The following is a 12,110-nucleotide window of genomic DNA, read 5'->3' as shown; positions in this document are numbered from 1 at the left end:
CCCTAGCCGCCGCTCGCGTGCGCGGTGAGCGCGCCCTCCACCAGATCGAGCGCGATCGGGACGTCCTCGTCCGGGATCGGGGTACCGCCGAGCATCGCCGCGAGCAGGCGCTCCCGCGGCTCCGGGCGCAGCAAGAGAGGGCCGCCGCCGCACGCCCGGCACACGAGGCCGCCGCGCGCCGGGTCGACCCGGGCGGACTGCGTCGCGTCGCAAGCGCGCCCGCACCGGACGCACTGCGCGAGCTCGAGACCCCAGCCGAAGGCGGTCAGCAGGCGCAGGCCGGTCTCCGCCAGCAGCGCCTGCGGAGGCGCCGGGGACACCTCGTCGAGGCGGTCGAGGAGCTGGTTCAGCTCGTGCCACGCCGCGCGCTCGGCGGTGTGCGGCGGCGCGATCTCGCGCACCCAGCGCAGCGCCCGCCCGGCCACCTCGAGGCGCCCGAGATCCCCCGCGAGCCGCAGGCGCGGGCGCTCGATCCCGGCCTCGGTGAGCTGCGCCAGCTCGGCGCCGGGGCGGATCTCCAGGGTCACGCGGAGCAGGTGCATCGGCTCGAGCGCCGGGAAGCGCTTCGTCGAGCGGCGCGCGCCGCGCGCGGTGGCAGAGAGGAGCCCGCCCTGCTCGGTGAAGAGCCCGACCAGGAGATCGGCTTCACCGAAGGGGACACGCCGGACCAGGAGCGCCTCGGTACGGAGCCGCTCCGTCCGCGGGCGAACGGATCGGGGCATGGCAGGTGATGGACGGGGACAGCGGGTTGCAGCGCGAGCCGCGGCGAGCGCGCGGCGAAAATTTGGCCCTCAGGTCGAGAGGGCGTTACGAGCCCGCGAGAGGGTGCCCTCCGACAGCTCCGGCGGCATGTCATGGCCGCGGGGTCGAAGCACGATGCTGAGCGCCAGCGTGAACAGGATGAGCAGCAACACGAACGCGATCGCGACCCCGAACCGCCTGCTCTGGGTGCGGCGCGCGGGCGCTGCGATCGGCAGCGGCGTCACAAGCGCGATCCGGCGGCTCGCCGTGTACCGGGCCAGCACCTCCTCCATCGGGAGCGAGACGGCGCGGGCATACGCCTTCAGGAACCCGCGAACGAACACCTCGCCAGGCAGGTCATCGAAGTGATCTGCCTCGATCCGTTCGATGGAGATCACGGGGATGCGCGTGGCGCGGGCGACCTCCTCCACGCTCATGGCTCGGGCCTCACGCGTGCGTCTCAGGTAGCGTCCGATCGACTCCATCCCATTCCACCCATCGTCATTCGGTCGTCACTCTACTCACCCCGAGAACCGTTGCTCAACCCCTCATCGCGCCCCGACATCCTTCTCGGAGAGAGCGGCGCCGAGGGCCTATTGCAACGTCTGTAACTGTGCAGCGCAGCGCTGCCCTACCGCCGTCCTCTCATCGATCTCGCGGCACCGCTCGAGATCGGCGCGCGCGTCGTCCACAAGCCCCCTCTTCTCAGCGATACGGGCGCGCGCGTCAAACGCGTCCTGCAGCCGCCGGCACTCCGGCTGGTCGGTCTCGACCGCCCTGGTGAACGCTTCGCGCGCCAGATCGAGCTCGCCCCGCTTCTCATAGGCGAGGCCGAGCCGGTACTGCCCAACGCAGAAGAGCGGCTGCGCCGCGACGGCGCGGCGTAGCGCGTCGATCGCCTCGTCATTGCTGCCCTTGAGCAGGTACGCCCAGCCCAGGTTGCCCCACGATTTCTCCGGCGAGGCGTACAGGATGTCCTCGGTGAGCGGCTTGAGCACCGTGATCGCCTCGTCGTAGCGCCGCTGGTGCACGAGGATGACCCCCAGCGCGTTCTTCGCGTCCCGCATCTCGGGGTTCGCCTCGAGGGCCCGCCGCGCCATCTTCTCGGCGCTGTCGAAGCGGCAGTCGCTCGACTGAGCGTCGCCCGCGCAGAAGCCGAGCAGGAGCAGGGCGCCCAGATAGGCCGCCTCCGCGTTGTCCTCGTCGAGCGCGAGCGCCTGCTCGATGTGCGCGAGCGCCTCGCGCAGGCGGCCGTGCTGGAACGCATCGCGCGCGAGATCATACTCCGCGATCGACCGCGTCTCGTCCGCCTGCGCCGCAGGCTGCGCACCGCCGCACGCCGCAAGCGTGAACGACGCAACCGGCGCAACCGGCGCAACCGACAACAGAGAGCAGAGCGACGAGATGACAGCCGCGCCGCGGATGCACCCCGCGCGGGTCGCTGCTGTCATGTGTCGCTGCGATGTCATGTGCGATCTTGAATCCGCTGCTGAGCAACGCCGCAGCGCGGCAACACGTCAGGGCGGGAGGTCGACTGCCCTGCGGGGACCCCTGAGTAAACCAGGCCGCTGGTCACGTCAACCCGCGAATCTGCCCTGAAGACGCGGCGCGTCCTCGTGATCGCGATTCCGCTTCCAGCAGATGTCAGGTCGACTTAGGATGACGGAGCAGGCCATTCCTGGCCGTCACTGTTCGCCACGGATCTCGTCCTTGACGCCGAGTAGGCTGAACAGTCGCCGCAGCGCATCGATGTCGGGGATCTCGAGGCGCTCGTCGGCGACGCGCAGGTACTGGCCCTCGCGGAGCTGCTGCACCGCGCGCTTCACGGTATCCACGTCGAGACCGACGCGGGTCGACAGCTCCATCGGCGAGATCGCGAACGAGGCGCCGTTCGAGGAGGTGCCGCTCGCGGCGCGCGACTGCTGCGCGAGCTTGAGCAGCGCGTTCACCACCTTCGATTGCGTGTCGTTGAGCATCATGATCTCGATCTGGTCCTCCGCGTCGCGGAGCCGACCCACGAGCTGCTTGATGATGCGCAGGGCGACGGCCGGGTTGCGCTCGACGAGGTTCTGCAGCGTGCCGTGATCGAGCGCGAGCGCGACGCCGCGGGACAGCGCGATCGCCGTCGACCAGCGCGCCGCGCCGCCGAGGAGCGCGGACTCGCCGAACAGGTCGCCGGGCTTCAGGACCATCAGGCTGCGCTCGGCGCCGCGGACCTTCTTGATGAGCCGGATCCGCCCCTCCTCCAGGAGATACGCCTCGGTCCCGGGCTCGCCCTCGCGGAAGATGACGTCGCCCGCCTCGAACGGGCGGCCGAACCGAGCGCGGAGCCGCTCGAGATCAGGCCCCGAGCCCACCGGCTCCCCGTGGGCGGCGAGCTCGTCGGGCGCATCGAGCGCTGCAGAAGGGCTGGAGCGAGGACGCGCAGGCGCCGCGGCGGCGGGCAGCGGCGCGCGCTCCGCGTCGCCGGGGCCCGAGGCCTCGCCCTCCGCGTCGGGTGCGACGCCGTCCCCTTCAGACGAGCTGGTCATCGGGGCGCAGTGTATCCCAGCTCGGCTGGCTTCGCGTCCGGCGCACGCACATAGAGCGGCTCGAGGAGCGCCGGGTCGTGCTCGGCGGCCGCTCGCCCGCGCTCTCCGCCCGCAGCGGCGGCCCGAAGCCGGTCGATCGCAAGGCGCCCGATGAATGCGGCGTCGGGGAAATCGAGCGCCTCGCCCCGGGCGGCGAGCGGCCGGAGCGCCTCGATCTCCGCAGCGACCGCGCCGACGACGACGATCCGGCGCCCCGCGGCGAGCGATGCCACCGCGTCGAAGGCCGCGTCGCGCGGCAGGTGTCGCGGCGACATCTCCGGCGCGCCTGCGGGCCGGTCGAAGGCGGCGAGGAAGACCTCCCCCTTCTTGGCGTCGATCAGCGGGACCAGCAGGTCGCCGGGGGCCGCCGCGCCTCCGGCGAAGGCGGCGGCGGCCATCGCCTCGAGCGACGTGACGCCAGCGACCGGGACATCGAGCGCCAGCGCGACGCCCTTGGCCGCCGCCACCGCCACACGGACCCCGGTGAACGAGCCGGGCCCCACGTCGCAGCCGAGCGCCTCGATCGCGGAGGCCGGGATGCCTGCCGCGGCGAGCACCTCGTCGATGGCGCCGAAGATGCGCTCCGCGTGCCCGTGCAGGTCAGCGTACGTCGCCGCGGCGAGCAGGCGTGCGCCTGCGCCCGACGCCGCCGCGCGCTCACCGCCGGAGAGGGCGCCGCCTCGAGGCGCGGCCGCCTCGGCGGAACCGTCCAGGTCCGCTGCATCCAGGAGCGCGACGCTGCCGCGCGGGGTCGATGTCGAGAGGGCGAGGAGCTTCAAGGCGCGCTCGGGAACGTTGCAGACGCGATGCTGTCTGGCAGAACCACGGGCCACGGGCAACGAGCTTCAGCGAGGTGCTGGGAGTCGCGGCCCTTCGACCGGGCCCAGGCGCGGAGTGCGAGCCGATGCGCGATCAACGAGCGATGCTGCCGGCGCTCCTCGTATCGGCGCTCGTCCACCTGGGCGCGTGGGGGTCCGCGCGGCCGTCGCCGGAGACGCCAGAGAGCGATTCCGCCGTGCCCACGGCGGAGCGCGAGCCCATCGATCTCTGGACCGGGACCACCGCTGCGCTGCCAGGCAGCGGGGGTTCGACGCCCCCGGTCGACGCTCGCACCGGACCGGAGAGCGCCCCGGCGGCGCACGCTCCCGCAGACGCCACGCGGGCTCCAGCGCCCGCGGAGCGCCACGCAGCGGGCGGCGAGCCGGCGCCGCCGCCCGCGACGGCCGCGCCGCGCGTCCAGGCGGCGCCTCGGCCGAAGACGGGGCCTCGACCCAGGGCAGCGCCTCGGCCCGCAGACGAGCGCCGGGAGCCGGCGGCGAACGAGACCGCCGGCGACACGGCGCGCTCCGCCACCCCGCGGACGAGCGACGGCGCGGGCGAGGCCGGCCAGGGCGACTTCGGGGCGGCCGGCGCCAGCGCGGTGCGCAACCTCGGGCGCGCTTTCACGCGGGCCATTCCCCCTGCGTGCCAGGCGGACCCGATCTGGGCAACGCTGCCGCTGGGGAGCGCCGGCAAGGCGCGCTTCGTGATCGACATCGACGAGACCGGGCACATCGCGTCGTGGCGTCCAGAGGGGGAAGAGCCGCCCGCGCGGCACCTCGGCAACCTGGCGAAGCGGACGGTCGCGCTGCTCGGCCGCGGGACGTTCGCCGTGGGCCGCGGCGCCGTGACGGCCGGGAAGCAGACGCTGGAGGTCAGCGCCGTGATCCGCGCCGGCGCGGATCACGGCGAGACAGGCGCGCCGGCCGATCTGGCGTGGCGCTTCGAAGACGGCCGCGGCAAGGCGTCGTTCGCTCAGCCCGGCGGCCGCCTTGTGGAGGTCGTCGTCCAGGTGGTGCGCACGGAGGCCGCGCGAGGCGCGCCTCCCGGCTGAGCGCGCCGCGCCGCCCTGTCCAGGCCAGGTCGCCGCGTCGCCCGCCTGCGCGCGGGGCGCCCGCCTGCGCGCGGGGCGCCCGCCTGCGCGCGGGGCGCCCGCCTGCGCGCGGGGCGCCCGCCTGCGCGCGGGGCGCCCTTCAGCGCGTGGTCCTGGCGCTCCTTGCGGTCCGCCGTCGAAGCTCTACGTGCGGCGCGTGGGACGGCTCCGCGCTGCCGCATGGGCGTGTTGTGTCGGGTGGCTCGGCGCGGCGCCGCTCGCTGCCTGCGACAACCGGGCGGCCGCGCTCGTACCCCCGGCTGCGCCGCGCGAGGAGGCGAGCGCGCCGTGCTCGATCCCGCGCGAGGAGGCGCCGCCCGCGCCGCCGGCGGCCGGCGCCACGATGACCCTGCCTGCGCTGATCGAGCGCGCGCGGCCCGTGGTGGTGACCGTCGCCACCCTGCGAGCGACCTCGCTGCCGGGCGGGCGCGCGACGCCCATCTACCCCTTCGGCGGCGGCGTGCCGCGGGTGGAGCGGGCGATCGGATCGGGGTTCGTGATCGCCACGGAGGGGCTCGTGCTGACGAGCGATCACGTGGTCGGCGACGCGTTCGGCATCGAGGTGCAGCTCTCGGACGAGCGCGCCTTCGAGGCGACGGTGGTCGGGCGCGATCCGATGCTCGACGTGGCGCTGCTGAAGCTGCGCGGGGCGGGGTCGCTGCGCGTCGCGTCCCTCGGATCGAGCGCGCCGATCCGGCTTGGCGACGACGTCATCGTGATCGGCAACCCGTTCGGGCTCGGACCGACGGTGACCCGGGGCATCATCAGCGCGACGTCGAGGCCGATGGGCGCGGGGAGCCTCGACGGCTTCCTTCAGACCGACGCCGCCATCAACCCCGGCAACAGCGGCGGGCCGCTCTTCAACGCGGCGGGACAGGTGATCGGCATCGCGACGGCGATCCACGAAGGCGGCCGCGGCATCAGCTTCGCCGTGCCGATCGACGAGGTCCTGGAGATCCTCCCCGAGCTGCGGGAGACCGGCCGCGTGGACCGCGGGCGAATCGGGATCAGCTTCCAGGAGGTGTCCTCGCAGCTCGCGCGGGTGCTCCGGCTGCCCGTCCGGATGGGCGCGCTGATCACCGAGGTCGAGCCGGAGAGCCCCGGGTCGCGCCTGGGCTTCAAGCCCGGCGACGTGATCACGTCGGTCGAGGGGCGCCGCGTCGATCACGCCCGCGAGCTCGCGCGCGCGCTCCGGCGCACCAAGCCCGGAGACGAGGTGAAGCTCACCTACAAGCGCGACGGCGCGGACCGGCGCGCCACGGTGAAGCTCGAGCGGTCGGCCCGGCACGATGCGTGGCCGAGCCGGCGCGTGCCGGACGACCGCGCCCACGGGGACGCCGAGGAGCCGCCGCTCGGCGTGCTGGCGGGCGACGCGCTCGAAGGAGCGCGCATCGAGTCGATCGCGCCGCAAAGCCCGGCGGCCGGCCACCTCGAGGTCGGCGACGTGGTGCTCGACCTGAACGGCGCGCCGGTGCGGGACGGGACCGATCTGACCGCGCGCCTGCGCGCGGTCAGGCGCCAGGATCTGCTGCTCCGGGTGCGGCGCAACGGAGCGACCCGGTACCTCGCTGTCCCGGCGCGCTGAGCGAGCGCCGCTCCGGCGAGGTCGGTCCGCCGCGCCGAGGCGGGCTACATGCCCGCGCTGGACGCTGCTACGGTACGCCGCATGGGAGCTTCGGCAGGCGCGATGTGCCCGATTTGCCGCAAGCCGGCGGGGCCCAGGCCCGAGAACCCGGCCTTTCCGTTCTGCTCGGCCCAGTGCAAGCTGGTGGACCTCGGCCGCTGGCTCGACGGCGGCTACCGGGTGCCGGGCCCACCCGTTTCCTCGACAGAAGATGCCGAGGCGCTGGAGTCGATGGGACGGACAGGCGGGCTCGACGGCAATATCCAGGAAGAGGACGAATGATCGCTCGCCGCGCGCTTTGCCTGCTCACGGTGCTCACGTCAGCCGCCGCCGCGTCCACCGCCGCGGCGCAGCAGGGCCAGCCGGCGCCGGGGACGTCGCCGAGCGGTGCCAGCGCCGCCTCGCCCGCCGGTGCCGCCCCCGCGCAGCCGAACCCGTACGATCCGTCGATGCAGGCCGGAGGCCTTGCGCCGCCCCCTCCGATGACGATGCCCGAGCCGGAGCCCGTGTCGCCCGACGGCGGCACGGAGCGGCGCCTCGACGAGGCAAAGAGGGAGGACTCAGGACGAGGTCTCGAGATCGTCTGGTTGAACGTCGAGGGAGGCTACGAGAACGTCGGCCTCCAGACGTTCAACATCGACGAGGACGAGCTCACGGCCGGGTTCATCTCGAGCTCGGCGAACGGCGGCGTCCTCGGCGCCGGTGTCGGCGTCCGGCTCCTGTACTTCACGCTGGGCGCGCGCGGGCGGGTCGGGTTCTTCAGCGACTGGCAGCTCTTCAGCGCCGGCGGCGAGATCGGCATGCACCTCCCGCTCGGCCGGCTCGACCCGCACGTCGATCTGGGCTTCGGCTACGCCGGCCTGGGCAGCTTCAAGAGCGCGGTGAGCGGCGCGGCCGACGCCATCGCGATCCGCGGCTTCTACGGGAGGATCTCCGGTGGGCTCGACCTCTACCTGTCGCCGGTCTTCTCGATCGGCGCGAGCGCGAGCTGGGAGCTCCTGGCGCTGACCAGGCCGGGCCTCTCGTCGGCGGAGATCGACCGGATCAAGGGCGAGGCCGCCACGACTCCGCAGCAGGCCAAGGCCGATCTGCTGGCGGCCGAGGGCTCCAGCGTGGGCTCGGCGCTCGCCCTGACCGCCGTCGCCGGGCTCCACTTCTAGCCGCCGCGAAGCCGGCTCCGCCGCCTCGCCCCCCGCGCCATGAACGCCGTCTCCGTGCTCCTCTGGCTCGCCACCGTCGCCGCGCCGGTCGGAGGGCTCGCCGCGCTCCTCCTCGGGTCACGGCGCCTCTATGGCAGGCGCCGGTTCGTGGTGGGGACCGCGCTGCTCGGCGCGCTCGCGTTCGTTCCGGCGCTGCTGATCGAGAGCTTCCTCCAGCGCTGGCAAGGCCTCGACAAGAACGCCAGCACGCTCGATGCCGTGACGCTCGTCTACCTCTTCGTGGTCGCGGCGCCGCTGGAGCAGGGGCTGAAGGTGGCGGCTGTCGCGCCGATCGCGCGGCTGCGCGCCGTGGACGAGCCCTTCGATGGGCTCGTCTACGCGGCTGCCGCGGCGCTCGGGTTCGTGTCGGCCCACAACGCCGTGTACCTGTGGGGCCGGCCCCTCTCGTCGATCGACATCGTGCGGGCCCTGCTCGCCGTGCCGGCGCACCTCTCCTTCGCCTCGCTCTGGGGCTACGCGCTGGGTCGCGAGCGCAAGCGGCCGCTGGGCGGGCGTCGCTTCAACGCCGCGTGGCTCGGCGCGATGCTGCTCAACGGCGCCTACGACTACATCGTCTTCGCGTGCCGCCCGGTCGCGCTCTTCCTCGCGGCGCCGATGCTCCTCGGCATCGGCTCCGTGACCTTCCTCGCCGCGCGCGACCTGCTCCGCCGGAGCGCGTTGCCCCACAGCTCGCAGCGCAGGGAGCGCCGCTTCCTTCCGCACATCGCGCCGCCGTCGCTCGGAACGATGCGCGAGGCGCTGAGGCGCACGGAGCGACCGGTGACGCTCACCTGGATCGCCTTCGGCGCGCTCGTCACGGTCGGGGTCATGACGACCACGCTCGCCCTCGCGATCGCGCTCGGCCACCGCTTCGGCGTCGATTTCGCGGCGGTGGATCGGGGCGACGCCACGACCGCCGCGGCAGCGCCGCTCCTGCTGCTCGTCGCGGGGGCGATCGCGGCCTTCCCCTTCGCCGGCTACCTCGTCGCCCGGGCCTCGTCGACGAGCAGCCTCCTCGAGCCGGCCGCCTCCGCGGCGCTCGCCATCCTGGGCACCCTGGTGCTGCTCGGCCTCGCAGCGCCCGTCGCCGTCGTGTTCGCGACCGCGGTCGCCCCCATCGCCTTCAGCCTCGCCTGCGCGGGCGCCTGGATCGGCACGACGCGCTGAGCCCGGTGCGCTCTCGCGCCGCGCGCCCGAGCTCCTGCAAGACGCCGGGCCGCCGCATTGCGGCAAGATGCGCGCGGCCCTGACCGCGTCTCCCCTGGCGCTCTCCCCCGCCCCCGGCGGTCCGCCTGGCGCGGACCGGTCCTCGCGCGACCTGCGCTACGCGGTCGCCGCCTTCGCCGCCGGCTGGTTCTTCGCTACCTCGTCCTGGAACCTGCGGAGCAGCTCCTGCGCCGCGGGCGAGAGGTTCCGCGGCACCTCGACCTGGATGAGCACCTGGAGCGTGCCGCGGCCGCGGCCGTCGATCCGGGGCGCTCCCTTGCCCTTGACCGAGATCACCTCGCCGGGCTGGACGCCCGCCGGGATCTCGACGTCGACCGCGGTGTCGTCCGGCAGGTCGATCTTGACCGTGCTGCCGAGCGCCGCGTCGACGAAGGGGATGGGCACCCGCGTGATGAGGTCGAGGCCGTCACGCTCGAAGCGCTCGTCCGCGGCGAGATCGACGTCGACGTACAGATCGCCGGGCGGCGCGCCCTGGGCGCCCGGCATGCCCTGACCGGGCACCCGCAGCCGCTGGCCGCCGTCGATGCCGGCCGGGAAGTTCACCACGACCTTCCGCGTCTTCTCGACGGCACCGAACCCCTTGCAGATGGCGCACGGCGTCTTGATGACCGACCCCTCGCCCGAGCACTCGGGGCAGGTCTGGGTGAACATCACGAAGCCGCGCGAGGTCGAGACCTGACCGGCGCCGCCGCACGTACCGCACGGCTTGCGCTTGGTCCCCGGCTTCGCGCCCGAGCCGGAGCACTCCTCGCACGCCACCGGCGTGCGAAGGACGACCTCCCGCTTGCAGCCGAGCAGGGCGTCGCGCAGCGAGAGCCGCTGCTGAACCCGGATGTCCTGGCCGCGCGCCGGCCCGCGCCGCCGGCGCTGCCCGCCGCCGAAGCCGCCGAAGAACTCCGAGAAGATGTCCTGGAAGTGGGAGAAGATGTCGCTGTCGGCCCCGCCGCCCATCCCCTCGAGGCCGGCGTGCCCGAACTGGTCGTACCGCCCGCGCTTCTCCTCGTCGGAGAGGACCTGGTACGCCTCGGTGGCCTCTTTGAACCGAGACTCCGCCGATGCATCGCCGGGATTTCGGTCCGGGTGATACTTCAACGCAGCCTGACGATAGGCCTTGCGAATGTCGTCAGGCGTCGCGTCTCGCGCGAGGCCAAGAACTTCGTAGAAGTCGCGCTTTTCACTCATGAATCGTGGACCGCCGCGTCGATCCTGCCCGACAGGGGGCATAGGCGCCGGCAGACCATAAGTCCTCGCCTGCGCCTGTCAACGCGTAATACAGCGTGAACGCCCTGATGGGCTGTGCGTCGCGAGGTCCTCCGTGCAGACCGCGGCGCTGCTACTGGCCGCGGCGCTGGAACGCGGGCGTGTCCCAGTCGGAGTCGAGCGGCGGGACGAAGCTCGCGCGGTCGCGCGGGCCGCCGCCGCCGCCCGCCGACTGCACCTGCGGCGCGGGCCGGCGGGTGGTCGGGTACGCGACCTCTTCATGACGGTGCGGCTGGCGCTGCGTCATGGGAGGAGCGCTCGGGGCGGAGCGGGCCGACATCGGCCCGGCCGCCGCGGCGAGCGACGCGCCGATGGAGTGCGCGGTGGAGCGGGGCTGCGCGGCGCTCGCGTACTGCTGGGGGACCTCGGCGACGAGGTGATCGAAGCCGGTCGCGATGACCGTGACCTTGATCATCTCGCCCATGTTCTCGTCGATCGTCGCGCCGAAGATGATGTTCGCGTCCTCGTGCGCCTGCTCCTGCACGAGCGTCGCGGCCTCCTCGATCTCGCGCATCCGCATGTCGGGGCCGCCGACGATGTTGATGAGCACGCCCGTCGCGCCCTCGACCGAGATGTCGTCGAGCAGCGGCGAGCTGACCGCCATCTCGGCGGCGAGCCGTGCGCGGCCCTGACCCTTCGCGCAGCCGGTGCCCATGAGCGCGCGGCCCATGTTGGACATGACCGTCTTCACGTCCGCGAAGTCGACGTTCACGATCCCGTTCTGCGTGATGAGATCGCTGATGCCCTTGATCGCCTGGTAGAGGACCTCATCCGCCTTGCGGAACGCCTCGACGAACGAGAGGTCCTCGTCGCCCAGCGAGAGGAGCTTCTGGTTCGGGATCGTGATCAGCGTGTCGACGTGCTCCGTGAGCATCGCGAGGCCGAGCTCGGCGCGGCGCGAGCGCTGCTTGCCCTCGAAGAAGAACGGCTTCGTCACGACGCCGACGGTGAGGCAGCCCTCCTCGCGCGCGAGCTGCGCGATGACCGGCGCGGCGCCCGTGCCGGTACCGCCGCCCATCCCCGCGGTGACGAACACCATGTCTGCGCCCTGGATGCACTCCTTGACGCGGGTCACGTCCTCGAGCGCCGCCTTGCGCCCCTTCTCGGGATCGGCGCCCGCGCCGAGCCCCCGCGTGACGCTCGCCCCGATGTGGAGCTTGGTCGGAGCCAGGCTCGCGCCAAGCGCCTGTGCGTCCGTGTTGACGACGATGAACTCCACGCCCTCGAGGCCGAAGTTGATCATCGTGTTGACTGCATTGCCGCCAGAACCGCCACAACCGATGACCTTGATCCGGGCGTCGTACCCGGTGTGTTCGTCGGCAAACTCGATGGAGAAACTCATGAACTCCTCCCGGGGATGTACAGCTAGCCGCTCGGCCCGGCGCCGACCCTCGCGGTGGTCGAGCGGCACGGAACCCTAATGCGCGAGGACGTCCTCGCTCCGGACGGCGTTCCGAGGGGCGCCTCTTCCCCTTCGAACACCGTTTTCTCAAACCCTCTTGACTTAGATTTCAAGAGGGAACGCCGGTGCGTTCTCCGACCCTCTCAAACCCAATTCTCTAACAACTTTCTCTTGC

12 protein-coding genes are annotated in these 12,110 nt (G+C 73.0%); 5 read left to right on the top strand and 7 right to left on the bottom strand.

The annotated features are described in order from the left end of the window. Nucleotides 1–2: 2 nt before the first annotated feature. The 5 genes from recO to tsaB form a co-directional block, all read right to left on the bottom strand. On the bottom strand, nt 3–722 hold the full coding sequence (recO, locus tag WME75_RS08735) for a DNA repair protein RecO (RefSeq protein WP_437488426.1): 720 nt from the start codon (nt 720–722) through the stop codon (nt 3–5). A gap of 69 nt (nt 723–791) precedes the next feature. Next, nucleotides 792–1,226, bottom strand: coding sequence for a helix-turn-helix domain-containing protein (locus WME75_RS08730; RefSeq protein WP_437488424.1), 435 nt, complete (start codon nt 1,224–1,226; stop codon nt 792–794). A 108-nt stretch (nt 1,227–1,334) separates the two neighbouring features. Further along, nucleotides 1,335–2,192: a tetratricopeptide repeat protein gene (locus WME75_RS08725; protein WP_437488421.1), complete on the bottom strand. Its 858-nt coding sequence runs from the start codon at nt 2,190–2,192 to the stop codon at nt 1,335–1,337. Nucleotides 2,193–2,426: 234 nt separating this feature from the next. Continuing rightward, nucleotides 2,427–3,272, bottom strand: coding sequence for a Crp/Fnr family transcriptional regulator (locus WME75_RS08720; RefSeq protein WP_437488418.1), 846 nt, complete (start codon nt 3,270–3,272; stop codon nt 2,427–2,429). Continuing rightward, nucleotides 3,269–4,090, bottom strand: a complete 822-nt coding sequence (tsaB, locus tag WME75_RS08715) for a tRNA (adenosine(37)-N6)-threonylcarbamoyltransferase complex dimerization subunit type 1 TsaB (RefSeq protein ID WP_437488415.1) — start codon at nt 4,088–4,090, stop codon at nt 3,269–3,271. Before tsaB ends, WME75_RS08720 begins: the two co-directional genes overlap by 4 nt. 125 nt (nt 4,091–4,215) lie before the next feature. On the opposite strand from tsaB, the gene WME75_RS08710 reads away from it, so the two are divergent. The 5 genes from WME75_RS08710 (at nt 4,216) to WME75_RS08690 (ending at nt 9,213) form a co-directional block, all read left to right on the top strand. Further along, the gene (locus WME75_RS08710; protein ID WP_437488412.1) at nt 4,216–5,184 is read left to right on the top strand and encodes a hypothetical protein; all 969 of its coding nucleotides are present in this window, start codon (nt 4,216–4,218) and stop codon (nt 5,182–5,184) included. Between the two features lie 196 nt (nt 5,185–5,380). Then, entirely contained in the window at nt 5,381–6,808 is a 1,428-nt protein-coding gene (locus tag WME75_RS08705) for a trypsin-like peptidase domain-containing protein (RefSeq protein ID WP_437488410.1), read from the top strand. 48 nt (nt 6,809–6,856) lie between these two features. Then, entirely contained in the window at nt 6,857–7,129 is a 273-nt protein-coding gene (locus WME75_RS08700; protein WP_437488407.1) for a DNA gyrase inhibitor YacG, read from the top strand. After that, nucleotides 7,126–8,007 (top strand): hypothetical protein, encoded by an 882-nt coding sequence (locus tag WME75_RS08695; protein ID WP_437488404.1) that lies wholly within the window; start codon nt 7,126–7,128, stop codon nt 8,005–8,007. The genes WME75_RS08700 and WME75_RS08695 overlap by 4 nt, the downstream gene beginning before the upstream one ends. Nucleotides 8,008–8,046: 39 nt before the next feature. Then, nucleotides 8,047–9,213, top strand: coding sequence for a PrsW family intramembrane metalloprotease (locus WME75_RS08690; protein ID WP_437488401.1), 1,167 nt, complete (start codon nt 8,047–8,049; stop codon nt 9,211–9,213). Between the two features lie 156 nt (nt 9,214–9,369). Here WME75_RS08690 and dnaJ read toward each other — a convergent pair whose 3' ends face one another. Both dnaJ and ftsZ read right to left on the bottom strand, forming a co-directional pair. Beyond that, nucleotides 9,370–10,455 (bottom strand): molecular chaperone DnaJ, encoded by a 1,086-nt coding sequence (gene dnaJ / locus WME75_RS08685; protein WP_437488399.1) that lies wholly within the window; start codon nt 10,453–10,455, stop codon nt 9,370–9,372. Between the two features lie 151 nt (nt 10,456–10,606). After that, complete coding sequence (gene ftsZ, locus WME75_RS08680) at nt 10,607–11,875, bottom strand: cell division protein FtsZ (RefSeq protein ID WP_437488396.1); 1,269 nt, start codon at nt 11,873–11,875, stop codon at nt 10,607–10,609. Nucleotides 11,876–12,110 lie beyond the last annotated feature (235 nt).

Source organism: Sorangium sp. So ce1014, from assembly GCF_051521505.1.
Taxonomy (GTDB): domain Bacteria; phylum Myxococcota_A; class Polyangia; order Polyangiales; family Polyangiaceae; genus Sorangium.
This window is presented reverse-complemented; position numbering and strand designations above follow the sequence as displayed.